The 25,675-nt window shown below is 49.5% G+C and carries 18 protein-coding genes; 6 read left to right on the forward strand and 12 right to left on the reverse strand.

Going from position 1 to position 25,675, the window contains the following annotated elements:
- Positions 1 to 31 precede the first annotated feature (31 nt).
- Positions 32 to 1,504, forward strand: coding sequence for an IMP dehydrogenase (guaB, locus tag AAHB90_RS29490; protein WP_342088898.1), 1,473 nt, complete (start codon positions 32 to 34; stop codon positions 1,502 to 1,504).
- Between the two features lie 150 nt (positions 1,505 to 1,654).
- Here guaB and AAHB90_RS29495 read toward each other — a convergent pair whose 3' ends face one another.
- Complete coding sequence (locus AAHB90_RS29495; RefSeq protein WP_342088899.1) at positions 1,655 to 2,311, reverse strand: DedA family protein; 657 nt, start codon at positions 2,309 to 2,311, stop codon at positions 1,655 to 1,657.
- Between the two features lie 41 nt (positions 2,312 to 2,352).
- Complete coding sequence (locus tag AAHB90_RS29500; RefSeq protein ID WP_342088900.1) at positions 2,353 to 3,147, reverse strand: phosphosulfolactate synthase; 795 nt, start codon at positions 3,145 to 3,147, stop codon at positions 2,353 to 2,355.
- 167 nt (positions 3,148 to 3,314) lie between these two features.
- Here AAHB90_RS29500 and AAHB90_RS29505 point away from each other — a divergent pair, with 167 nt between their 5' ends.
- The 4 genes from AAHB90_RS29505 (at position 3,315) to AAHB90_RS29520 (ending at position 5,939) form a co-directional block, all read left to right on the forward strand.
- Positions 3,315 to 3,797 carry a PaaI family thioesterase gene (locus AAHB90_RS29505; RefSeq protein ID WP_342088901.1) on the forward strand — a complete coding sequence of 161 codons (483 nt, stop codon included), beginning with the start codon at positions 3,315 to 3,317 and terminating at the stop codon, positions 3,795 to 3,797.
- Positions 3,798 to 3,821: 24 nt separating this feature from the next.
- Complete coding sequence (gene mazG, locus AAHB90_RS29510) at positions 3,822 to 4,655, forward strand: nucleoside triphosphate pyrophosphohydrolase (protein WP_342088902.1); 834 nt, start codon at positions 3,822 to 3,824, stop codon at positions 4,653 to 4,655.
- Positions 4,656 to 4,761: 106 nt separating this feature from the next.
- Entirely contained in the window at positions 4,762 to 5,274 is a 513-nt protein-coding gene (locus AAHB90_RS29515; RefSeq protein WP_342088903.1) for a hypothetical protein, read from the forward strand.
- Entirely contained in the window at positions 5,274 to 5,939 is a 666-nt protein-coding gene (locus AAHB90_RS29520) for a thiamine diphosphokinase (RefSeq protein ID WP_342088904.1), read from the forward strand. Before AAHB90_RS29515 ends, AAHB90_RS29520 begins: the two co-directional genes overlap by 1 nt.
- On the opposite strand, the gene AAHB90_RS29525 is transcribed toward AAHB90_RS29520, so the two are convergent.
- The 8 genes from AAHB90_RS29525 to AAHB90_RS29560 all read right to left on the reverse strand — a co-directional run bounded on the left by AAHB90_RS29525 (position 5,934) and on the right by AAHB90_RS29560 (position 20,266).
- Positions 5,934 to 7,577 (reverse strand): M1 family metallopeptidase, encoded by a 1,644-nt coding sequence (locus AAHB90_RS29525; RefSeq protein WP_342088905.1) that lies wholly within the window; start codon positions 7,575 to 7,577, stop codon positions 5,934 to 5,936. The genes AAHB90_RS29520 and AAHB90_RS29525 overlap by 6 nt on opposite strands.
- Positions 7,578 to 7,604: 27 nt before the next feature.
- The gene (locus AAHB90_RS29530; RefSeq protein WP_342088907.1) at positions 7,605 to 8,585 is read right to left on the reverse strand and encodes a Kelch repeat-containing protein; all 981 of its coding nucleotides are present in this window, start codon (positions 8,583 to 8,585) and stop codon (positions 7,605 to 7,607) included.
- Between the two features lie 126 nt (positions 8,586 to 8,711).
- Positions 8,712 to 10,091 carry a glucoamylase family protein gene (locus AAHB90_RS29535; RefSeq protein WP_342088908.1) on the reverse strand — a complete coding sequence of 460 codons (1,380 nt, stop codon included), beginning with the start codon at positions 10,089 to 10,091 and terminating at the stop codon, positions 8,712 to 8,714.
- A gap of 28 nt (positions 10,092 to 10,119) precedes the next feature.
- A complete protein-coding gene (locus tag AAHB90_RS29540) occupies positions 10,120 to 11,661 on the reverse strand; it encodes a glucoamylase family protein (RefSeq protein ID WP_342088909.1) in 1,542 nt (513 codons plus the stop codon).
- Positions 11,662 to 11,789: 128 nt separating this feature from the next.
- Positions 11,790 to 12,632: a LamG domain-containing protein gene (locus tag AAHB90_RS29545; RefSeq protein WP_342088910.1), complete on the reverse strand. Its 843-nt coding sequence runs from the start codon at positions 12,630 to 12,632 to the stop codon at positions 11,790 to 11,792.
- A 20-nt stretch (positions 12,633 to 12,652) separates the two neighbouring features.
- Positions 12,653 to 14,146 carry a RagB/SusD family nutrient uptake outer membrane protein gene (locus AAHB90_RS29550; protein ID WP_342088911.1) on the reverse strand — a complete coding sequence of 498 codons (1,494 nt, stop codon included), beginning with the start codon at positions 14,144 to 14,146 and terminating at the stop codon, positions 12,653 to 12,655.
- A 13-nt stretch (positions 14,147 to 14,159) separates the two neighbouring features.
- Positions 14,160 to 17,192: a SusC/RagA family TonB-linked outer membrane protein gene (locus AAHB90_RS29555; protein WP_342088912.1), complete on the reverse strand. Its 3,033-nt coding sequence runs from the start codon at positions 17,190 to 17,192 to the stop codon at positions 14,160 to 14,162.
- A gap of 167 nt (positions 17,193 to 17,359) precedes the next feature.
- A complete protein-coding gene (locus AAHB90_RS29560; protein WP_342088913.1) occupies positions 17,360 to 20,266 on the reverse strand; it encodes a triple tyrosine motif-containing protein in 2,907 nt (968 codons plus the stop codon).
- A 74-nt stretch (positions 20,267 to 20,340) separates the two neighbouring features.
- On the opposite strand from AAHB90_RS29560, the gene AAHB90_RS29565 reads away from it, so the two are divergent.
- Entirely contained in the window at positions 20,341 to 21,717 is a 1,377-nt protein-coding gene (locus AAHB90_RS29565; RefSeq protein WP_342088914.1) for a hypothetical protein, read from the forward strand.
- A gap of 39 nt (positions 21,718 to 21,756) precedes the next feature.
- On the opposite strand, the gene AAHB90_RS29570 is transcribed toward AAHB90_RS29565, so the two are convergent.
- Positions 21,757 to 24,549 (reverse strand): TonB-dependent receptor, encoded by a 2,793-nt coding sequence (locus AAHB90_RS29570; RefSeq protein WP_342088915.1) that lies wholly within the window; start codon positions 24,547 to 24,549, stop codon positions 21,757 to 21,759.
- Between the two features lie 174 nt (positions 24,550 to 24,723).
- On the reverse strand, positions 24,724 to 25,650 hold the full coding sequence (gene mdh, locus AAHB90_RS29575; protein WP_188934731.1) for a malate dehydrogenase: 927 nt from the start codon (positions 25,648 to 25,650) through the stop codon (positions 24,724 to 24,726).
- Between the last annotated feature and the right edge of the window lie 25 nt (positions 25,651 to 25,675).

Here is a 25,675-nt window from a genome sequence, read left to right on the forward strand (position 1 = left end):
TTGCCCGGCAAATAACAATAGTTTATTTGCTATGAGCACAGACCCATCCAAAGTCCTCTTCGAGGCACTCACCTACGACGACGTTCTGTTAATCCCTGGTTATTCAGAAGTCCTGCCTCGTGACACATCAACAAAAACCAAGCTTACCCGCAACATCGAGTTGAACATTCCAATTGTCTCAGCTGCAATGGACACGGTGACGGAATTTGACCTGGCCATCGCAATGGCTCAGGAAGGTGGTATTGGAATAATCCATAAAAATATGTCCCTGGAAGCGCAAGCGGAGCAGGTGAGAAAGGTAAAACGTTCCGAAAGCGGCATGATCCTCGACCCGATCACGCTGCTTGACACTGCGACCTTGGGAGACGCGCATCAGATCATGCGCGAATTCAAGATCGGAGGTATTCCGGTAATCGACAAAGACCACAAACTGATCGGCATCCTTACCAACCGCGATCTTCGTTTCGAACGCGAAATGAGTAAGCCGGTGACCGAGATCATGACGAAGGACAAGCTAATTACTGCTTCGGAAGGTCTGTCTCTGGACGATGCCGAGAAAATTCTGCAAGAGTACAAAATCGAAAAGCTTCCGATTGTAGATTCAGAATATCGTCTGACAGGTCTGATCACCTACAAGGACATTCTGAAACGCAAATCACACCCCAATGCATGTAAAGACGAATATGGTCGCCTTCGTGTAGGTGCAGCAATCGGCGTAACGCCCGACGTGCTCAAACGTGTGGAAGCATTGGTGAAAGCCGGTGTGGACGTGGTAAGTCTCGATACCGCTCACGGACATTCCAGAGGTGTAATCGATGCATTGAAATCAATCAAAGCCGCATTTCCAAAACTGGATGTGATCGCTGGTAACGTGGCGACCGGTGAAGCTGCGAAAGCATTGGCAGAAGCCGGTGCAGATGCGGTGAAAGTGGGCGTTGGTCCTGGTAGTATCTGTACAACCCGTATCATTGCGGGCATCGGTGTTCCACAGCTTACCGCGGTAATGTGGGCAGCCGAAGCCCTGAAAGGCACAGGCGTTCCGGTAATCGCCGATGGCGGTATCCGTTTCTCCGGCGACATGACCAAAGCACTGGCCGGTGGCGCAAGCACGATCATGATCGGCTCAATGCTGGCAGGTAGCGACGAAGCGCCAGGTGAGATCGTGATTTACGAAGGACGGAAATTCAAGGCTTACCGCGGAATGGGCTCGGTGGAAGCGATGGAAGATGGTTCGAAAGATCGTTACTTCCAGGACGCCGAAGACGATGTGAAAAAACTCGTTCCGGAAGGCATTGTAGGCCGCGTACCATTCAAAGGCAAAGTTTCCGAGATCATTTATCAGATGGTTGGAGGTTTGAAGGCCGGTATGGGCTACTGCGGTGCAGGTGATATCGAGTCGTTGCAGAGAGCGCAATTCGTGAAAATTACCTCAGCCGGCGTGAAGGAAAGCCACCCGCATGATATCATGATCCAGAAGGAAGCACCGAATTATTCGAGATCGTAAATGGTACTTCGGCTGTCGGCTATCGGCAGTCGAACTTGTTGTTCTAATAAAAGATAAGGCGTTGCATTCAATTGCAACGCCTTATCTTTTTATGCTTTAATTAAAATGTGACAGCAAACAAAAGCCGACAGCCGAAAGCCGAAGTAACACCTACGCCGCGCTCGGTTTCGCGAACCGGCTTTTCAGATATGAAAAAATCATTGGGAGAATAGAAATTCCGATGATGCCGAAGATCACGAGTTCGAAGTTCTTTTTCACGATGTCCATATTTCCGAAGAAGTAGCCGAGCAATGTAAGGGTAGGCACCCAGAGCAACGCGCCGACGATGCAGAAAACAATGTATCGTGAGTAATTCATACTTCCTGCACCTGCAACGAATGGGGCTACCGTACGGACGATCGGGATGAAACGCGCCATGATTACCGTGCTGCCACCATGCTTTTCGTAAAATGCCTCGGTTTTTTCGAGATATTCCCGTTTCAGGAACAATATCTTCTCACGTTTCTTGATCTGGCCGCCGAAGGTTTTTCCCATAAAATAGTTGACGTTATCGCCAAGTAATGCCGCGATAATGAGGATAATGATGATCAGCCAGACGTTCAGGCCGGTAGTTTCGTTGGCAGCAATGGCGCCTGCGGCAAAAAGCAGTGAGTCGCCAGGCAGGAGTGGCATGATTACCAGGCCAGTTTCGGTAAAGACAATCAAAAACAGAATGACATAAGTGAGTGTGCCGTATTCTTCCACAATATTGAACAAGTGCTTGTCCAGGTGAAGGAAGAAATCAATGAACTGAGTTAAAAATTCCATAGCTATACGTTAAGTTGACAATCTGTTTTACTGGTCTGCACTTATTTGGAATCAATTTTCCACTTCTGTTTGGTTTTGGTATTCAGGAAGTGGTTGAATGTATCACCGCGAAGGCCGAGGCGGATCGTTTCGAGCGGGATCAGTTCACTTGGGGCGATGTTTCCGAGGTTGACATTAGCGCCGAGCAGCTTCACGAACCATACCTGCTGAGATTTCTGGGGAGCTTCCCATATCATGTCTTCGAATGCAATCTCCGTAAGGATTTCCTCCACAAGTCCCTGACGGACCTCACCACTCGCTCGGAACAAACCCACATTTCCGGACTCACGAGCTTCACCGATCACTTTCCAGGCGCCGGCCTGTAACTCCGATTTAATGAGCTGGATCCATTTATAGGGAGGAATGATTTTGTTTTCGTCTTTGGAACCTACTTCGGAAAGAACGGTAACCTGTTTGGAAAGCGTACGTATGTATTCGCACTTAACGTCCTGCGGCATTTCTATGGAGCCGTCGGATACCTCTGCATGAGTCAGTTGGTATTTATCCAGTAATTTACGATAATCATCAAACTGGTTGCGGACCACGAAAGCCTCGAACAATGTTCCGCCGAAATACACCGGAATGTTGGCGCTTTTGTAAATCGCCAGCTTCTCGTCCAAATTAGGGCTTACAAAAGAAGTGGCCCAACCCAGTTTTACGATATCAATGTAAGGCGATGCGATAGATAGCATATCTTCGGTTTCCCTGACACTCAGCCCTTTGTCCATCACCATGGTAAGTCCTTTTGTTCTGGGTTTCTGGGAACGCTCGGGAACCTGCGATAACGTAAAATTCATATATGAGTAAGCATTTATCTCTGGCAAAAAAACTCCGGCAAAGGTAGTAATAACCTTCGATACGTAACAATAAAATCCATAGCATTGACTCGTAGCCATCAATTTTTCTATGATAATTACTATTTTTAAAAATCGCATTCATAACTATTCAATCTATCCCCGTATCCATGAGCACACACACGCAGACCGACCAGCAAACTGAAAACAAGCGCCTGCCTTTTCTCCGGCAATTTATCGGCAGGCCCATGGACGAGCATTTTTCACCCGTAGCCAAGTGGCTTAATGGCGTACTTCTTTCGATCGAGGAAGGGGCAATGGAGGTAGAATACCGTGTTCGGGAAGATATGTGCAATCCGATGGGCACATTGCATGGCGGCATCGCTGCCACCATTCTGGATGATATTGTGGGAACGATGGTTTATGCCCTGGGGCGAGAGTTTGGCTTCACGTCGATCAATCTGAACTGCGATTTTCTGAACCCGGCGGTAGTTGGAGATGTGCTTGTGGCTAAATCGACCGTGATCCGGGCAGGGAAAAATATTATCCATGTGGAAGGCCGGCTGGTTAATACCCAGGGCCGGATCATTGCCAAATGCACAAGCAACCTCATCCAAACGGCGTTTAAATTGCCATTGGTACCGGGGCAATAACGGGTTTCGCTGTATCTTTACGGAATGGAAAAAGAATTCAGTGACCTGCCTGAAAGCCGCCAGCAACAGCTTATGGCCTTCGACCGTTTGTTGACGATCATGGATGAACTGCGGGAACAATGCCCGTGGGACAAAAAGCAGACAATGGACAGTCTGCGGCATCTGACGATAGAAGAAACCTATGAACTCTCCGACGCGATTCTGAACAACGACTTACCCGAAATCCAGAAGGAGTTGGGTGATGTGTTGCTGCACATTGTTTTTTATGCCAAAATCGGCTCGGAAAAGGCGGAAGGTGTTGCGTATAATTTTGACATCAAGGATGTACTGCATAGTATATGTGATAAACTGGTTGCCCGCCATCCGCATATCTATGGCGATTTCGTGGCGGATACCGAAGAAGCTGTGAAGCAAAACTGGGAAAAGCTAAAATTGAAGGAAGGCAATAAATCGGTGCTTTCAGGCGTACCCGCATCCCTGCCCGCACTCGTGAAAGCAATGCGCATTCAGGAAAAGGCGAGAGGAGTCGGCTTCGATTGGGATGAGAAGCAGCAGGTGTGGGCCAAGGTGGAGGAGGAACTGCATGAATTCAAGCAAAATTTCGATATAGAAACGACCAATGTAATTGATCAGAAGGAAGCGGAAGGTGAGTTCGGAGACCTGCTGTTTTCATTGGTGAATTATTCAAGATTTGTAGATATTAATCCGGAAACAGCATTGGAGAGGACCAATAAGAAATTCATTAACAGGTTTCAATATCTGGAAGAAGCGGCCCGCGAAAACGGCAAGTCGTTATCGGATATGACGTTGGAAGAGATGGATGTGTATTGGAACAAGGCCAAGGCGCTGGGTGTTTAAAAATTTCCTTCTACCTGGTGTTACCAATTTGCGAATGAGACGTATCAATGAAACAGCCACTCGTCGTGGGCCGGAATTCATTTATACACTATAATCACATACGCAAATGTACCTGGAACAACGCATTGAGCAACTTGAAAATGTCACTGTTGAACATGGAAAGCAAATAGAGATGATAGCAGCAGGATTAGCCACTTTGACTACTACGGTCAACAACGGATTTAACGAAATGCGGAATGAGTTCCGCCTCGTTAAATCCGACATTGCTGGATTGAAAACGGACGTTTCAGAACTGAAAACCGACGTTACCGAGTTGAAAACCGACGTGGCCGTACTGAAAACTGACGTTTCAGAATTGAAATCCGATGTTGCCATACTGAAAAAAGACGTCACTGAATTGAAAACGGACGTTGCCGTACTGAAAACTGACGTCACTGAATTGAAAACGGACGTTTCAGAATTGAAAACCGACGTTGCTGAACTGAAAAGCGATGTTGCCGTACTCAAAACCGACGTCGCTCAACTTAAAACTGACGTCATCGAAATTAAAGACCGGCTCGATAGGCTGACAATAGGCGTCGAGAGCCTTGTGGAGTTGATAAAGACCAAAATAATTTAATGTCGTCACATCATATTGTTCGGGAGAAGCAGGAGCCTGCTTTGATTATTGCCAATGGGGAAGCCTGCTCTCCGGAATTGTTGGGACAGTTGCTGGAATGGAGCCCGTTCATTGTTGTACTCGATCATGCTATTTACCGCGTCCTGGATCTTGGCATTAAGATCGATGTCTGGATGGGAGATTTCGATCAGCCGCACGATGTGGAAATGATCCGTGAGCGACAGCATCCGCTTGAAATCATCAATACGCCTGACCAGGAAAAGACAGATCTTAACAAAGCCATCGAATTTTTGATCGAAAGAGGCTTTCCGGCAGCCAATATCGTTTGGGCAACCGGACGCCGGGCGGATCATGCCATTACCAATATCACTGATTTGGTACGCTACAAGAACAAGATCAAACTGGTGTTGCTGGACGACTATTCGAAGATTTTTCCGCTCACGGGTACATTTGAAAAATGGTACACCGCGGGCACACCCATTTCATTAATACCCGTTGGAACGGTAGAGGGGATTGAAACCAGCGGCTTGAAATACAACCTCCATAAAGAAACCCTGACGATGGGACACAGAACCGGCAGCAGTAATGAAGCCGATGCTGATGGCATGGTCAGGGTTTCCGCGCAGAAGGGAGATCTTCTGATAATGGAATGCTGGGATTTATGACGAAGCCTGTTTGCTCTCTTTCGCTTCGACGTAAAAGTTTCGGTCAACAGTGAGGGACTTATCGCCTTTCACTTTCAGCGTTTTCCAATCGTTTGTTGGATAGAGAAATTCCTCCTTCCCGCTTGCAAGCTTTACCTTAACCGGCATGTCGAAGTTCTCAATTGTATTGATCCATCGGTATTGCAGACCTTTGCCAGTAAAAGCATATTCCAGCACGGGTATCCGTACGTCCCGCAGGTATTGATCGAAAACTTTGGAGAGATCTCTCCCCGCCTGCTCACTGATGTAATTTTCTATCTGCGAGCCATCGACAGTCTGATGATAGAAAGTTTTGTTCAGCCCGCGAAGGATCTGGCGCCATTTTTCATCATCGTTTACAATCTGGCGAATCGTATGGAGCATATTCCCGCCTTTGTAGTACATGTCCTTTGACCCTTCCTGGTTAACCCCATAAATACCCACAATAGGAATGTCATTGGCAATAAGCTCCCTGGTGCCGATCACGTAATCTTCTCCTGCCTTTTTTCCGAAGTAATATTCCGTGTAGAGATTTTCAGAGTAGTTGGTAAAGCTCTCATGCACCCACATATCGGCCACGTCCTTGTAGGTAATGTTATTCGCAAACCATTCGTGCCCGCTTTCATGGATAATGATAAAATCCCATTTCAGTCCCCAGCCGGTATTGGATAAATCGCGGCCTCGGTAACCCATTTTGTACTCATTCCCATAGGTAACCGAGCTCTGATGCTCCATTCCGAGGTACGGCACTTCCACCAGCTTGTAGCCATCTTCATAAAAAGGATATGGACCAAACCAGTGCTCAAATGCTTTGAGCATTTTCGGGGCCTGCATGAATTGCTCCTTCGCCTTTTCCAGGTTCTGTGGCAGCACATAATAGCTCAGCTGCAAGTCCCCTTTTTCACCTTTGAATGTCTCTTTCCAGCTTACATAGTTGGCGATATTCATATTCACGCCATAGTTGTTGATCGGGTTTTTGACAAACCAGTTGAATGTGTGCGAATTATCACCGTTTTCGACCAACGATCGCAGGTTTCCATTCGAGACGTCCGTCATATTTTTGGGAACGGTTATGCTGATGAGCATACTGTCGGGTTCGTCGTACATGTGGTCTTTGCACGGCCACCATACACTTGCTCCAAGTCCCTGGCAGGAAGTCGATATGATGGTATTCCCCTTGCCGTCGGGGACCCATTGTACACCTCCGTCCCATGGCGGACGTTTGGCGAGGCGGGGCTTCCCGGTGTAAAACACCTCAATAGATTCGGTTTTCCCGGTTTCCTGCTTTTTTTTCAAGGCGATAAAAAATGCATTGCCGTCGCGGCGGTAGGTTAGCGATTCCCCGTCCTGGACCACCTTGGTAATCTGCAATGGCTCCTGCAAGTCCACCTGCATGGTCTGATAGGGTTTTAAAACCTTGTAGCTGATGACGGTACTACCGGTAAGCGTGCTGTCATTTGCGTTGGGTCTTACATCGAGATGATAATAGTTCAGGTCCCACCATGCCCGTTCAGGAGTGATCGAGCCCCGTAGCGTGTCGGCGTGTGTAAATGCTTTCTTCTGCGCAGAAGAAGCAAGTGAAATAAACAGTAAACAGATGCCGGCGAGTTTTCTGAGCATTTGAATTGGGGTTAGCAATGAAGTGTATTATTTATCGAGTATTTCCATGTCATTCAGCTCCGGGCCGCCGCCACGATTGGCTGAACCGGCTGCGATGTAAACTTTCTTATTTAGGGAAATGGCCTGCGTGCCATGCCGTCCCTGGTGGAGAGAAGGCAACTTTTCCCACTTCTGGGTCTGAGGATTGAACGCCTCCACCTCGCTGTGCGCCTCCACATGCGCGTCGCTTTCGCCACCGATGATGAGTATTTTGTTATTGAAAACAACGGCGGTATGGCCCGCACGAAGGGTAGGAAGGTTGTTCGGAGCTTCCAGCGTCGTCCATTTGCCGGTTTTGAAGTCGTAAACGTCCACTTCTTTGATAACGGTATTCAAAACCTGATTGATGCGTGCCGTGGACAAGCGTCCGCCTGCCACGTAAAGTTTATTATCCAGCACTGCCACCTGCACGTGGTCGCGCGGGCGGGGAGCGTCGGCGAGGGTTTTCCAGGAGCCTGTGGCCGGATCGAATTCGTCGAACCAGGTTACCTGGCCATCCCAGTGACCATCCTGGATGCCGCAAACGAGGTAAATTTTGTCATTCAGCACAAATGCCCCTGCCGCACCGCGTCGGCGGTTTTCGGGGATGGCAGCGCCTTTGCGCCACTCATTTTTGACAGGGTTGAAGATATAAATATCGGGAATCGGTACCTCGTGCGGGTAACCGCCTGTGAATGCGCCCAGCACATAAATTTCATTTTTATAGCTCACAGCCTGGAAATGGCTCATTTCAAGGGGAGAAGGCGCAAGGCTTTTCCAGGAATCCTTTTTGAAATCGTATTCATCGACCGGCTTGATACCACGTCCTCCAAGCAAATATAACTTTCCATTTGCGGTAGCCATTGCGTTTTCATGTCGTTTCTCTGGTAAATTCTCCGGTTCGGAGACTGTCCATATCTGCGCTGACGCCTGTAACACGAATGCATTCAGCGCGATCAGCAATGCAGCCTTGTAGTAGAGTGGTTTCATGTCGATTTACGTTTAGATTGGAGCGCTATCTGCTTTCCAAAAACGATATCAAGGTACAATTATATTCCATAAAACAGAAAGACCGGCTTGCGGCCGGTCTTTCTGCGAATTTTAGCTAAAAAGCGGTTAATTTCTGCTGGATACGCCTAATGAAGGGCTTTCAAATCCCAGCTTTTTCAGGCCTTGCTGAACTTCGGGGTCTTTCATAAACAACTTCCATAGCAAACCCGTCCGGTAGTTCTCGATCATTACGATAATCGGTCCCTGATCAATGGCCAGGTGTGATTTGGCATACCAATTCTGAGATTCATTGAACGCGTCCGTAAAGCCGTATTCGGACCAGATTTTATCGCCCAGGTCATCGTAAAAATGGCGCAGCGCCTTCATCGACTGCTCCGGTGTGTAAGGGAAAGACGATAATGCAGCGGTAGGCGTAATCGTACCGAAATCGTTGGTTGGGGAATGTGCATTATAGCCGTTGTAGGTATCGCTGGCTGTCAATCCCCAGTTGTTTTCCCCATAACCTTTAAACTTGCCCGGATTGGCCACGCAATGTTTGTAGTTGATCAGCGCATGGTTCACATTTTGTTCCCAATAGTCGGCATACTGATCTTTCAGATGGCGAGGATCGAGCCCGAGGAATGAGTAATGCGTAAAAAACAGCGGCCCGCCATATTCAAAACCAAGCGGCAGTTTTACACCATAATATTCCTTCCCATTGCGGAAATGGTCGCTTTGCGCCCAGCATTTGTCGTAAACCTGGCGGGTAATCGGGTAACGAGGAGAGGCCGCACCCATAATGTAAGTAATCAATGTTTCATTGTAACCGCGCAACTCAAAGTTCATCGCCCAGCCGTTGTTGGGGCTCCAATGCCAGTAGAGCTGGTTAGGATTGCCGCGGGTGTACCAGTCCCATTCAGCCTCATTCCATATCCACGTAATACGGTTGCGAAGGTCTCTTTCAAGCGCATTGTCGCGGTCGAAGTACTGTCTCACGGCAAGTAATCCCTGGAAGAGGAAGGAGGATTCTACCAGGTCGCCACCATCGTCTTTCCGGCCGAACGGGATGATCTTCCCCGTCGCGCCATTGAGCCAGTGCGGGAAAATGCCGTGGTAATGATCGGCCTTGGAAAGGAACTTGACCATTTTCAACAATCGCGCCGCAACGGAATCGCGTGGTTGCCACTGCCGTTCCGCTGCCACAATCATCGCCATTACGCCAAAGCCGGTTCCGCCAATGGTGCACACTTCGTCGCCGTAATCGAATGCGATATTGCTCCGCTCGCGGGCCAGCCCGCTTACGGGGTGACCGAATTCCCAGAAGTACCGGAAAGTCTGCTTCTGAACGAGTTCCAGCAATGCGGTATCCGAGAGATTTTTAGGGCGATCAGCAGGATTAAATGTCGCGGGTTTGGCCGAAGCGACTTTTTTCTTTTGCGCCAGGGCATCTGCCTGAGAACCGGCAAACAGCGCAAGGCATAATAGTAATTGGAAGTATAACTTCATAGTCGGGTAATGTTTTAATGAGAGTTAATCAAAGCGCGGGGCTTGCGAAGCCGAGCTTTTTCAGGCCGGTTTTCACCTCCGGATTGCTCATAAAAAGCTTCCAGGGTAATCCTGAGCGATAATTTTCGATCATGACCACAATCGGTCCCTGATCGATGGCGAGGTAGGAGTCTGCAAACCACAGCTGATCGAGTGAGAATGCGTCGCGGAAACCATATTCTCCCCATAGCTTGTCACCCAGCTTGTAATAAAAGAATTTCATTGCTTTCATCGACTCCGCGGGCGTGTATGGGAATGCAGATAATGCAGCTGTGGGGGTGATGACGCCTTTGTCGTTACTCGGAGAGTTGGCATTGTAGCCGCCCGGAATGTCGCTGGCAGTAAGCCCCCAGCATTGCTCGCCGTAGCCATAGTATTGCTGCGGGTTGGTCTTGCAATAGTTATAGTTGATGAGGGTATGGGCTTTGTTTTGGGTAAAATAATTGGCGAAACGGTCGCTCAGGCCGGTGGGGTTTAGACCTAAAAACGAATAATGCGAGAAGAATAGGGGCCCGCCAAGCGGCTCGCCGAGTGGTAATGTGATCCCGTAATATTCCTTCCCGTTCGTAAAGGCGCTGTTGCCTGCCCAGCCGTTGTCATAAACCGTTTTATTGATGCCATGGGTGGGCGACGACGCAGCCAATGCGTAAGTGATCAGGCACTCGTTCCAACCTCTGATCTGGTGGTTCATTTCCCAGCCATAATCAGGGCTCCAATGCCAGTACAACACATTTTCGTTGCCTTTCTGGAACCAGTTCCATTCTACTGCTTCCCAGATGCTGTTGATATCACTCCGCAATGCAATTTCAGCGGCGTTACTTTCATTGAAATACTGACGGGCCGTAAGCAACCCCTGAATCAGGAAAGAAGTTTCGACTAAATCGGCTCCATTGTCTTTGGCGCTGAATGGTACTGCCACGCCGGTGGCGCCATTGAGCCAATGGGGGAATGCTCCATGAAATGTCTGGGCCTTTTTCAGGAAACCAACAATCCTTTGCATTCTTTCCAAACCCTGCACCCGCGTGATGAACTTCCGTTCGATGGCTATCGGAATTGTCATGATACCAAAACCGCTTCCGCCGGAGGTGACCACGTCGCCGGACGTGTTGCGCTCGCGTGCGAGCCCGCTTACGGGGTGTCCGAAGTCCCAGAAATATTTGAAAGTTTGCCTTTGTACCAATGTAAGCAATGCCTCTTCGCTGATGACCGGGAATTTATCGGTTGAATCTAATGCCGTAATCAATTCCACTTTGACTTCATTGAGCAGCATTCCGCCCGTTTTGGATTTCAGTGCCTTTGTAGCGACAACCGAGTAATTGGTGAGGTATTTTAAATCTGAGGAGGGTGTGATCACCACCGAGCTATCGCCGCCTTCCAGCGCAGAAGTGAATGCGACTGTCTCTCCGGAAGCGGACTGGAAAGTAACCCCGCTGGCGACGGTCGTATTGTTGAGCGGGGCGGAAAATGTAAACCTGATTTTAGGTTTCAGGTTTACATCATTGTATTTGAACCCGGTATAGGCCCCATTCACAGTCAGGTTATTGAATCCGAATGAAGCCGGGATCCCGGGAGTTGATGGCCCGGGGTCTCCCTTTTCCGATTTGCAGGAAACCCCGAACCAAATGATTGAACAAAGAAAAAAAAGGTGTTTAAAAGGCATTATTTCCCTCTTGATTCCAGTTTAACCAGTGCATCTACTTCGGCATCTTTCAATGCAACGTTGTAAATCCTCACTTCGTCGAGCAGTCCGGTCAGATAGCTGGCCCAGTCTTGTGCCGAAGCTCCGGAGGTCAAACTTGGTTTGGTCTGGAACTGCACGGTACCAAATACCATTTTACCTGGATTCTTCCATTTCAGCTCCCCAAATTTGGCTACCGTCGTAGTGGTTGTTTTCGAGCCGTTCACATAGATATTAAAAGTCGAGGAAGTGGCATCGTAAGACAGAGCAATGTGCGTCCAGGAGTTGTATAGGTTTACAATTCCCTCTTTGGTAACCCAGGCATCGGCCTTGTCATTCTGGGTGTGAGCTTTGAAAATTCCGTCGGTGTCGGTACCGCCGTTTTCAAAAAAAGTCTCGATGTTTCCCCAGAAACCATCTGTTTGGGATAAACCCACTAATCCGATAATGCCGCCCGCAGCTTTGGTAGATGAGCTGTTGACCCAATACGTCATTGTAAAGCTTTTTAATCCCAGAATAGCGGCTGTCGGGTTGAAAAGCACGTAACCGTCTTTGGCGCCTTTCATAGCCTGGCCTTTCAGACCGTTGGCGAATGCAGTGCCGGTATTGGTGCCCGCCGTGTTGGAAACGACATCACTATAATTGCCGTCAAACGGGAAATGTGCTACCAGATTCGTTTTTGCAATTTCGTCGGAACTGGTAAAGCCGCCGATCGTCACGCTCGGGGCGTAACTTTCGGGATCGAACTTTTCGTAGCAGGAGGTTACCCCGAGCATGGTTGCTGCACATAATGCCACGGTCAGTTTATTCTTTAAAGTTTTCATCGATAGATCGTGGTTTAGGATTAATAACCTGGGTTCTGGGTCAGCACGCCTGCGCTAAGGTCGATTTCATTCTGAGGTATCGGCCATACTTCGTTTTTGCCGGCTTTCCAGCCTTTTGGCCCGAAGATTTCCGCGGCACGTCCCTGACGGATCACATCGAAATAGCGATCGAATTCCATAGCCAGTTCCGCGTGGCGTTCGTTCCAGATCGCCGTGCGCAATGCAGCTTTGTCGGTAGTGGTAACTTTTGGCAAAATCGTTTTGCTGGCACCTCTCGCACGGGCACGGACCAGTTCAAGCGACGCAAGCGCCTGTGTGGTGTTGCCGATTTCATTTGCGGCCTCTGCATTCATCAGCAGCACTTCTGCATACCGGATCACCCGAACGTTTTGCTGAGAGCCTTCATTGAAGCCTGTTACATACAGTTTGAATGGCACGTACGATTTCTGGTTATACATAGGGTTGTCGCCCGTTGCTGGAATGGCATCTCCTGACGGCGTTGTCTCGCCACGGAAGATGATCGTTGCATCCCTGCGGGGATCGCCCGTTTCAAACGATTTCGAAAGCGCTTCGGTAGGGACATTGAAACCCCATCCGCCTCCGGTGACACCGCGAACGCCCTGCACCTGGGAGTATTGCGAGTTGGACGCGTCCTTGTTGGAAGGTATCAGCTCATTTTGGATTTCGAAGATCGATTCTTTTGAATTTTCATTGGCCACACGGAACAATGCCTCATAATCAGCAAACAGGGAATATTGTCCCGAGTTGATAACCTGAGTGGTCAGATCGAAAACCTGCTGCCATTTGCCCTGGTACATAGAAACTTTGGCATGAAGCGACTGCGCCGCACCTTTGGTAACCCGGCCGAGATCGGCAGCGCCGTAGTTTTGGGGTAATACGGCTGTTGCTTCGGTCAGGTCTTTTTCGATGGCCGCATATACATCTGCTTTTGGCGTGCGTTGCAGGTTGTATTCGGTTGCATCCTTAGGCAGGCTAAGGCGTAGAGGTACGTCCCCGAATGCCCTTACGAGCCTGAAATAGGAGTAAGCACGTATGAATTTCGCTTCGGCAAGATATCTCGCTTTCAGGTTGTCGTCCATGCTGATAGCCGGAATATTGTCGATTACCTGATTGGCGTAATTGATATTCTGATATTGTCCTTCCCAGAATCCGCCAAGCTGCCCGTCGGTAGAGCCTACTGTAAAAGTGTCGTACAGATTGAAAAACGTCGCATCCGATGGGGTACTTCCTTTTTCAGCGTCGTCCGACCCCATACTTTCCAATGCGATGGCAGCAAAAGCAGTGTTATTCCAGCTTCGCAAATTGGCGTACATCGCATTCACGGCCTTTGTAGCGTCCGCTTCGCTTTCCCAGAAAACGGCTCCGGCCTGTTTTCCCTGCGGATCAACATCGAGGAAGCTGTCGCTGCAAGAGGACGGGACGATCAGGAGTGCTGCCAGCCCGAGGTATAGCCCTTTCTGCTTCAAATTGGTTTTAAAATTTATATTTTTCATATCGCTTGTGATCTTAGAAAGTGACATTAATACCAAAGTTGTAAGTCGCTGAGAGCGGGTACACGTTGGCGTCGATACCGGCTTGCGTCGGTTTGTTTTCGTTGGCTCTTACCTCCGGTGACAGGCCTTTGTATTTAAAGAAGTTCAAAGGGTTTTGCGCGTTGGCATACAGACGCAGCTTGCGGATTTTCAGCCTTTCATTAAATGCCTGCGGGAACGTGAATCCAATCTGTGCATTTCTTACCCGGAAATAGCTGCCACTTTGGACAAAGAATGTGTTTGGCAGGTAGTTCTGACCTCCGCCGATATTGGCCGAGGGGTAGGTGTTCGAAGTGCCTTCACCATGCCATCTGTTATCGTAGAAGTCTTTGGTGAAGTTCTCATTCCCATAGCGCCAGCCCATGTTGGCATTGTAAATATCCACTTTGGCAACACCCTGGAAGTCGAGCATCAAGTCGATATTTTTGTAAGTCCAGCTGGTGTTAATACCGTAAGTAAACTTAGGGTTGGGGTTACCAATAACCTGGCGATCGAGGCCGGAAATTGTTCCGTCGGGGACGCCGTTGGTTCCGCTGATATCGCGGTATTTGAAATCTCCGGGTTTAGCGCCAGGCTGCGCCGAATTTTTGATTTCTTCTTCATTCTGGAAAATACCGTCGACCACATAGCCGTAGAATGATCCGATCGGGTCACCTACGCGGGTACGTGTTGCAAGCGCGCCGCTGGTGAGCCCTACACCGCCGTCATAAATAGGGTTTGCACCCGACGATACGGAAAGGACTTTGTTGTTGTTGACTGCTCCGTTTAAGCCGATGCTATAAGAAAGACCGTCGGTGATGTCGTCACGCCAGTTCAATGCAAATTCAAAGCCTTTGTTCTGGAAATCAGCCTGGTTGCCCACAATCCGGCCCGAGCTGGTACCGATCGAAGTCAACACGGGAATGTCGAAGATCGCGCGCTCGGTTTTCTTGATATAGTAATCTAATTCAACCGTTAATCTTGATTTTAGGAAGGATGCCTCGATACCTGCGTCGGTACCTACGCCACGTTCCCAGTAAGTAGTAGGAGGGATGATGGAGTTAATGCTGGCACCGGTATTCAACTGGCCGCCGAAGATAGCCGCCAGGCCACCGCCGGTCGCCACAGTGAGCGTTGACAGGTTGGAAGGCACGGAAGCATTACCGATTTTACCCCAGCTACCGCGGATTTTCAGGTTATCGAAAATCGTCTGGCCTTTCATGAAGTTTTCATTGCTGATCACCCAGCCTGCGCCCACCGAAGGGAAGTAACCCCAGGCATTGCCACCCTGGAAGAATTTAGACGAACCGTCGGCGCGGAGTGAAGCATTCAGCATGTAGCGCTCACCGAATGAGTAATTGACACGTCCGAAGTACGAAGCGTAAGTTCCGAGGTCGCCTTCGTCTTTCACGTTACGTCCGTCCGCGCTGCCTAATGCCAGGTAAAGGTCTCCTTCGCTTGAATAGGGGACATTCAAAGCATTGGCGGTCAGTTTATAGGACTGGTCACGTTGAGCGGATTGGCCCAAAAGTGCTGTAATGCTGTGCTGGCCGAAATCTTTGGTGTAAGTCAAAGTGTTTTCAAAGATCCAGTAGCGTGTTTGCGGCCGTACGAATTCGAGGAAGCTGGTTGTGTTGCGCTGTTTGAAAGTAGCAACATATTGTGGCACATAGGTGCGGGTTTCATCCTGTCCGTAACGCCCGCCGAGGCTGGTGCGGAATGTCAGGCCTTTCAATATGGACAATTCTGCGTAAGCATTGCCGGTAAGAAGTGTCTTTTTGGTGTTCTGGTTGTAGAAATCAACGGTAACCTGCGGATTGAAGTTGTTACCGTCACCAAGATTGTAATCGGTAGGATCGCCGTAGGTGCCGTCGGCATAATAAACCGGTACCACAGGGCCCGCAGCATATAACTGACGGAAAATGCCGCCCGCCTCATCTTTCGACTTGCTGAAAGAACCAGTCGCTGAATAACCTACTTTCAGGCTTTTCAAAACCTGGAAATCATTCTGCAAACGGGCGGTGTAGCGCTTGAAATTGTTCTTTTCAACGATACCATCCTGATCCAGGTAACCGAGCGAGAAGTTGTAAGTTGATTTTTCGCCGCCGCCGCTGATCGAAAGCTGGTGGTTGGTCACGAATGCATTCCGCAAGATCTGGTGGTACCAGTCGGTGCCCTCGCCGAATTGCGTGGGATCGAGGATATCCGATTTGCCATTGATACGGCTCAGTTCGTTGATCATCGTGGCATATTCATTCGCATTCGCCATTTTGATCTGATTGGTCACCTTCTGGTAGCCTACAAAGCCATTGTAATCGATGATCGGCTGTCCGGATTTTCCTTTTTTAGTAGTGATTAAAACGACCCCGTTAGCCGCACGCACACCGTAAATGGATTGGCTGGATGCGTCTTTCAAGATGTTCATGCTTTCGATATCGCCCGAATTCAGGAAGCTGATATCGTCGAACCACACACCATCTACCACATATAACGGGTTAGCGCTGCCATAGGCTGTCCCAACACCACGGATCCGGATCTGGGGCGCCTCGCCCGGCTTACCAGAGTTGTTTATCTGCACACCGGCCACTTTGCCCTGCAAACCACTGACCGCATTCATGGATGGTTGCTTGGAAATCTCGGCTCCTTTGATTTGCGTGATAGCTCCCGTAACGTCGAGTTTTTTCTGTGTACCATATCCTACGATCAGCACTTCGGTCAATGCCTTGGCATCTTCCTGCATGGCGACATTCAGGGTAGTCTGGTTGCCCACGGTAATCTCCTGGGTAACCATCCCGATCATCGAAAATACGAGGACAGATTGTGGTGACTGAACTTTTATGGTGTAGTTACCTTCGGCATCGGTAGGGACACCGGTGGTAGTGCCTTTGATGAGCACGCTGGCGCCCGGTAGCGCCGAGTTGTCGGCACTCGAAGTGACTTTCCCAGTCACATTTATTTCCTGCGCGTAGGAGAAGCTTCCGAGCGCCAGGAAAACGAGCATGTACAGTAATCGTACAATAGTTTTCATCAGTTTCAAATTGGTGATTGAATTATTATAAGAAATTATTGACTTCAAAGTTAGCTTCGAAGGAGGGGAGGAATCAAAAAAAGCACTACATCACCACTACATCAATGAGAATAATGCAAGGTTTAGTTGAATAATTGAGGGGTTGATGACGGATTAGTGCAATTGCTTCAAATGTCCATCATAAATTGTACCAGATTGGCGTCTACACCCAATCCGAGCTTTTTTCGCAGACGATAGCGCTTGATTTCCACGCCGCGTACAGAAATCCCCAGGACGGGAGCCATTTCTTTTGTTGAGAGATTCATGCGAAGGCATGCTGCGAGCCGGAGCTCCGAGGGTGAGATGGTCGGGTATATTTGTCGGAGCCGTTTAAAGAACTGTTCATGCACTTCATCAAAGTTCTGTTCGAACAAGATCCAGTCGTCTTTACCAGCGACATTCCGTTCGATACTGTGTAAAAGTTTTTGGTAATGGATGTTGGGGAGCTGTGTCCCCATTTCGGCTTTTACCTGTTTGAGCTCGTCGCGTATTTCTTCGAGGATCTCGTTTTTCTTTACGACATTGATCGCCACATTTGATAGCTGCTGACTTTTGCTTTGGATTTCGCTTTGCAGTTTTTCGTTCTGGATCTGCATGATCTTCCGTTCGCTGGTAAGCCTTTGTTGACGCAGTTTTTCTTCCTGCTCTTCGATCAGCTTCCGGCGGTGGCGTGCGAGCCGTTTTTCCTGGTAGAGGAGCAATGCGGCCAATGCCAGTGCGATCAGCACAGCGAATAGTATTTTGGCCATCAGCGTCTCGCGCCAAAATGGCTTCACATTGAAATGGTAGGTGCCAATGGTGTCATTTAGACTGCTCCGTATTTCGAAAATATAGTCGGTCGATTCCAGGTTTGTGAATTCGACAAAGCTCTGGTCTGTCCATTCCGACCACTGATCCGTCAGGCCTTTGAGGCGGTATTTATATTGCACATTCTGGCCGTAAACCGGCAATGCGAATGCGATGCGCAGTGCACGCACTTCTGCTGGGAGCGACGGGTTGCCCGATATCGCGAATGTTTCATTCAGGTTGCGCAGGTTTGCCACTTTCCGGACCACGGGCGGGCCGGCTACGTCATTTTGCTGGTCGGGCGATTTGCGGTTGTATAACGCATACCCATTGTCGAGGCAGAAGAAATAGTAGTCCTCCGAAAGCGGCACGACCGTTTCCGCATTGCGCACGAGCGCGAGCGGCAGGTTACGGGCCTCTTTGCCTGGCTGATAAAATGCGACCCGGTTCGCGAACACTTTGAACCAGTCGCCATGCAGGCCTGTCCTGACCTTGTAATATTCATCTTCTTTAAGAAAATCGCTGCTGGGCACCAACTTCCCTGATGCATTGGGCTGGAAAAATGCATTGCCCGAGCGCACCCGCACCTGGCCGCTAAGCCATTGAACCACCTCCACCGAAAACTCGCTCGGCAGATCGCGCGGTGCTTTGAATTCCTTCCAAAGCAGTGCGGAATCGAGCGCCGGAGTAAGTTTGGTTTGAAACAGACCCTTGTAGGCATGCCCGAGCCAGAAGACTCCTGATTTGTCGCGGGCAATGTGTTTGATCGGGATTGGTACCGAATTTTTGACCGGGTAGGCATACGTCCAAATGCCCTTTGCGTCCTTTTTGTACACGTGCAGCCCTATATACGCGCTCTGCAGGAGCAGCGTATCCCGCCCGTTGCGGACGGGCAGGAACACCCATCCGCCGTTAATATTCGAGATTTTGGTTATACCATTTTCTTCAATTCGATAGGTAGCGTCGTTATGGCCGCACAAAAGCTGGTCGTCGATCACTTTGAGTGCCCAGGTCTGCCCTTCCAGTCCCCGTACCGGCCGGAAGGGTTCGGGCGAAAGCCATTTTTTGACAAAAACACCCTTATTCGAGCCTACGTAGAGCTTTCCGTGCCAGATCGCCGCCGCATACGTGGAGCCTAGGGGATTATCGTTGGTCTGGTAAGCAATAATAGGCGACGACATTTTAACCATGTCGATGCCTTGGTCGAGTCCGATCCAAAGCTGGTGCCGCGCGTCTTCTTTCAGAGCAAGCACTGTATTGTTCTGCAGTCCGGTTTCCTTATTGAATTGATACCTTAATACGCCATTTTTTGAAACCACATAAACGCCGTTCTGGATTGTTCCGAAGACGATGCTGCTATCTCGGCTCATGACGATCGCTCGATTGACGATGTTTCTTTTTAAATCTTCCGAAATGGCGATGTTCCAGGGAGTAAGACTGCCGTTTCGCCAGGTAAACAGCCCGTGCTTGGTGGTGGAAATGAGGATTCCGCCATTGGAAAATGGTAATATCGATGATACGGTCGTCGGCGAGAGGCTTTCTGTGCCGGGCAGCGGTTCAAATTTCTCATTTTTCAGCTCGTAAATGCCGCTCCCGATGGATTGCACCAGCACCCGGTTTTGGACAAATCGCATGAACATAATATTGCCCGGGCTCGTAATCTCTTTCAGATTTTTGCCGTCGTAGCGGTAAATCTGTGAGAAGGATTGGAAGTAAATGTATTTGGGTGTTTTAAGAATATGCCAGATTTCTTCCGTCCGTAGGCTCGCGAAACCTGCTTTTTTGCTCAGCGAGTAGTATTTCAGTTGACCGTCTGCTTCTCTTTTCCAATATCCGAATTCCGAAAAACCACCTACATAAATGCGTTGCTCGGCCTGCATGGTCCGGTTAAGGACTTTTCCTCCGGCCAGATCTGATATTTGTTCGGCGTAAAGTGCTGCACGAACAATCTGTCCGTCGGGCAGGGGATAGAGTTTCCAGGACGCCCCGTCATGTTCCAGCAAACCGTCTGAATTGGCGGAATATATGATGTCATCTGCGCTTTGGCTCATGTCCCAATTCTGGTTGTGGGCTTTGTAGAGCGCGGCCGGATAGTTGATCAGCGGAGGGGTTTCCTGGGCAAATGCGGGCAGCAAGATTGTCGCCAAAAAGAGTATGGCAGCAGCACAACCCGCCTTATATTTGAAGGCCCGGCTTGGGAAATGACTTTTTGCGAGTCGTTTTTCTGCCGTGTTCAATATCTTTTTCAATTAACTGTAATGTCGTTTTAGCTCTTCCAGAAGGGTTTATCGCGATATTAGTGTGTAACTCAATAGTACTCTTAATGAAAAGAATCCTTTCCCTCGTGCTCCTCGGTACGTCTGCCGTGACGGAGCCGGTCATGTCGCAAAGCGACAACAAGAGAAATGATATCCGCTACAATCTTAACGAATCCGGTTCACATTATGTGAAATTCACATTCACGAATCAGATATGGCTGCGGTTGAACGACAATAACCCCGGTACCACCGTTTTGAGTGATGCCCAGACAAACACTTTCGACATCGGCCTTCGCCGTACGCGCATGCAGCTGTTTGGCCAGCTCACCGACCGGATATTTTTCTACACACAATTTGGAATGAACAATTTCAATAAGGTCAGCGCATTTCCGGCATACAATACTGCCGGGACGCCCAGTCAGCGAAAGATCGCTGCGTTTTTCCATGATGCGGTCGGGGAATATGAAGTGCAGCGAAAAGGCAACAGTTTCATTCGTTTTGGCGGTGGCTTGACGATCGTGAGTGGTTTTTCCCGCTTTTCGCAGCCCAGCATCGGTACGATCATGACCATGGATGTACCGGTTTTTGCGCAAGCCACTGTTGACCAGACCGACCAATTTTCCAGAAAACTGACCGTTTACAGCCGCGGGCAAATCGGGAAGCTCAATTATCGTGTCGGTGTCGCTGATCCATTCCCGGTCGAAACCAGCGGTTCTATACCAGCGGCGCTTAACCAGAACTCGGTTTTCTCGCAACGTAAAAACAGTAAACAATTCCAGGGTTTATTCATTTACAATATTTTTGATACCGAAGACAACACGACACCCGGCTACATGACCGGCACTTACCTCGGCAAACGCAAAGTCCTGAACCTGGAAGCGGGCATCACTTCGCAAAAGAATGCAACCTGGCGGAAAGAAGCTGTAGATACCCTTTACAGCACTATGACGCTCTGGTCGGTGGCTGCATACTTGGATATGCCTTTGAATGCAGAGAAAGGAACTGCATTGTCGGCCTATCTCGGCTATTTTAGTACTGATTATGGCCAGGGATATCTTCGTTACAACGGCATTATGAACCCTGCAACCGGCACCACGCAGCCCATCGCGGGCGTGGGCGGCACGCACGGGAATGCGTATCCGATGTTTGGTACGGGCAATGTGATTTACGCGCAGGCAGGTTATAAGCTAAAAGAAGGCCTGCTGGGCGACCAGGGTACATTAATGCCCTATGCTTCGTTGCAACGGGGAGATTATGACCGCTTGCAGGATCCGGCAAATGTGTATAACCTCGGTGTCAACTGGCTGATCAAGGCACATAATGGCAAGCTGTCGCTTAATTATGAGAACCGGCCGGTTTATAAAACGGCTACGGTGGCTAATGAGCTTGCGAAAAACGGCCGGCGTGGTAGCTGGACCTTGCAGTATCAGATTTCAATTTAAACCAGCCGGACATTCCGGGCCCGGCTGGCCTGGAATGTCCTAAAATGTGAAATTCAGTCTGGCAAACAAGTAGCGACCATTAAAGCCCATTTGCTGAACGCGCCGTGAATACACGAACCGGCCCGAGCTGACATTGCCAGAGTGCGTGTGCTTGTCCTGGTAAACATCCAGCACATTATTAGCCCCGACCGTCACTCCGATACCTTTCACTACATCATAGCTTAATGCCATGTCGGTAATTATCTTGGCGCCGAAGGTCTGGTCGAGCGTCTCTTTATTACCGGTAAGTGTATTCACCGGCCACGAGTCTGGTTTGCTGGGATCAATTGTCGGGTCCCAATAAGTAACTTCGCCGAACCTTACTCCGCGCAGCATTACCCCGAGTTTCCCTGCCTTGTAATTAATGGTCAGGCTTTGCTTGTTCCGCGGGCTGGCTATTTCAAACCGGCTTAAATCTTCGCGGTTGAAATAGGCGTTTACCTGCTTGGTCTGGATCAGTATATCGGAAGCGTGGACCACCGGCTTGCCGTCCGCCCCTTTCTTTACCCTGTTTTGGATAAAGGTCCCTGCCAGCACGGCCCTAAGTGATTGGTTTTTGCCAAATTTGGTATTGTAAGACAAAACTCCTTCAATTCCCCTTGATCGCGTATCGACGGCATTGGCGAAAAAGTTCGCCGTTGTCGCATTAGCTGCCGCCAGCTGGGCTTTCAGGTTGGCATTACCACCGTCATTGAAATTGTTGGTTAATACAATACGGTCGTCGATGTCGATCTGGTAGGCATCCACCGTCAGCTCAAATGCATTGCTGACCTGGATAGTGGCACCGACGGTATAGCTCTGGGAAGTTTCCTGTTTGAGTTTCGGAATGCCCAGGATTTCGGCTGGCTTGCTGTCGTTGGTGAATGTACCGCTTTCCTGTGGTACTTGCTGGCCGTTTTGCGTCACAAAAAGGGTATTCGTTTTGGCATAATAACGCTGCTGCAGCGAAGGAGCCCGGAAGCCGCTGCTCGCTGAGGCGCGTAATGCAATGCCGTCGGTGATTTTGTAGCGGGTCGAAATTTTGTAATTGAGCGTATTCCCAAAATCGGAATAGTTTTCGAAACGAAGTGCCGCGCTGACAACCCAAGCTTTGAAAATATCCTGTTCGAGATCCAGATAACCTGCCACGCTATGGCGGGAATGCGACCCGGCATTTTGCGGAAAGAATCCCGAAAAAACCTGGGCACCCGCGGGAACGCCTGCGGCCACGTCGTAGTTTTTGTAGGAAGCTTCCTCGCCGGCCGTAATCGTGTATTTCTCGCTCCGCTGTTCTGCGCCAAGCGCAACATTAAGGCCATGTAAAACATCAAATTTGCGCCCGAAATCCAGGTTAATGGTGTTTTGCGAGAACCCGTTCCCACCCGCATTAAACTCGCGCTGGAAGTTGCTGACCGAAACCGCTTGAGTGAAGTTCACTGAATTGGTAATGCGGTAGTCGAAATCATTCTTACCAAAGGTATTGCTCAAATCGAACCGCCATTCGCCCAGTTTTCCCCGGATACCGGCCGCCGCCGATATATCGGTCACATCGCTATTGATTTCGGGTAGAAAGCCATTGGGATACACTGCGAACACATTCGTTCGCACGGCAGCGGGGATTCCATTCGGGTAGCGGTAAAACCCGGCCGCATTACCCTTTTTCTTATTGTACCCTCCGAATGCATACAGTTCAAGTTGCTCGGTCAGGGGAATGCTGGCATTCAAGACAACTCCGCCGCCTTTTACTTCCGAGTTGCCGATACGCATATCGAAATCGTTGCGTGTGAGGCCTCTCTGAGCCAGCGTTTCGTCGTCTACCACTTTGCCGTCAACAGCCGGGAAAATCTGACCGGTGTAGGTGCCGGTCCGGTTGGTAGCGCTGCGACTCACATATTCGCCGGTGATGTTTACAAAGCCTTTCTGGCCCACTTTCAGGCCGTAATTAAGACCCAACTGAGCGGTACCACCATCCGAAATGTTTACGGAAGCATCCTTATTGTTGTTGATAATATAGTTTTTGTCATAACTGGTGACGTTCTGGCCATACGACACATTTCCGCTTAACCCGGTGCGGCTTTTCAATATAATATTGATGACCCCGGCAATGGCATCCGAGCCGTATTGCGCGGCTGCTCCGTCACGAAGAATCTCTATTTTTTCTACCGCGGTGGCTGGTATCGCATTCAAATCGGTTCCTACCGTGCCCCTGTTGACCGTGCCGTTGACATTCACCAGCGACGATTGGTGGCGCCTTTTGCCATTCACGAGGACCAGCACCTGGTCAGGGCCCAGGCCACGTAGCTGAGCGGGGTCGATGTGGTCGGAACCGTCGGAGATCGTCTGCCGCGACGACTGGAACGAGGGAGCGATATACGTTAATATCTGATTGATATCAACCTGTCCGACGCTGTTGGTGATCTGTGAAACGGGGATAATATCCACCGGAACGGGGGAGTCGATACGCGAACGCCCGCCGCTGCGTGAGCCGGTAACCACAATCTCTCCAAGCACTTCGGACGACTCGGCCAATGCGATGTTCAGTGGTGAAGATTGCCCTGCCGATACGACCGCCGGAATTATTTTAGGCGTGTACCCGATGAAGGAAATCACGATGTTGTAATTCCCGTCGGCCACATTCAGGGAGAAATTTCCATCCGCGTCGGTTACTGTTCCCGTGTTGGTGCCTTGTACAAGAATGGAAACGCCAGGCAAGGGAGCGCCGTTCTTTTCGTCGGTGATTTTCCCTTTCACAGACTGCGCCAGAGCCTGAATCGAAATGGAAATGAAAAGCAGAATTAATAGCGTTTTTTTCATGGATCGTGTGTTTAAATGATAAAATGTTTGCTGATAAATAGTATTAAATTATCAAATTATTATACTATTTAAACATAAGTTAAAACAAGTCGCTGCCAAAACCAAATATCAGGCCAAAGAAAAAGCCGGCCCGGAAATCCGGACCGGCCTGTATTTTAACTATTTAAGTGTCGCTTACAAGTTCAAAGCCGCATTCATTGACCGAACGGCCTCCGCTGACTTTTCAAACGCAGCTTTTTCGGCGTCGCTGAGGCGCAGGTTGACGATCTTTTCCCAGCCGCTGCGGCCTAGTACCACCGGTACGCCCATACAAATGTCCTTCTGGCCATATTCGCCATTCAGGTAAACGCTGCAAGGCACAATGCGCTTCTGGTTGCGCACGATGCTTTCCACGAGCATCATCGTAGCCGCGCCGGGAGCGTACCAAGCCGAAGTTCCGATGAGTTTGGTGAGCGTCGCGCCGCCTACCATCGTGTCAGCAGCTACTTTTTCGAGCTGGTCGGCGGAGAGGAAACGGCTAACGGGGATACCGTTGTAGGTCGCCAACCGGGTTAATGGTATCATCGTAGTATCACCGTGCCCACCGATTACCATTCCGTGAATGTCGAGCGGCGAAACGTCCATGGCCAATGCCAGGTAGGTTTTGAAACGTGCGCTATCCAAAGCGCCGCCCATACCGATCAGACGTTTTTTAGGAATGCCCGATTCTTTCAAAGCCAGGTAAGTCATGGTATCCATCGGATTGGAAACCACGATCACGATCGCTTTCGGCGAATATTTCAGAAGGTTTTCTGTAACTCCCTTTACGATTCCTGCATTGATGCCGATCAGTTCTTCCCGGGTCATGCCCGGCTTACGAGGCAGCCCCGAGGTGATCACAACCACATCCGAGCCTTTGGTCTTCTCGTAATCATTGGTCGAGCCGATGGGCTTGGTATTGAATCCCAGTAAGGCGGCCGTCTGGTACATATCCAGGGACTTACCTTCGCTGACACCCTCTTTGATATCCAGCAACACCACTTCTTCTGCAAGCTCACGACGAATGATATTATCGGCAGTGGTTGCGCCTACCGCACCCGCACCTACCACAGTAATCTTCATAGGGAAATATGGTTAATTGTATAGA

Origin of the sequence: Dyadobacter sp. OTU695 (assembly GCF_038440355.1) — a bacterium.
Taxonomy (GTDB): Bacteria; Bacteroidota; Bacteroidia; order Cytophagales; family Spirosomataceae; genus Dyadobacter.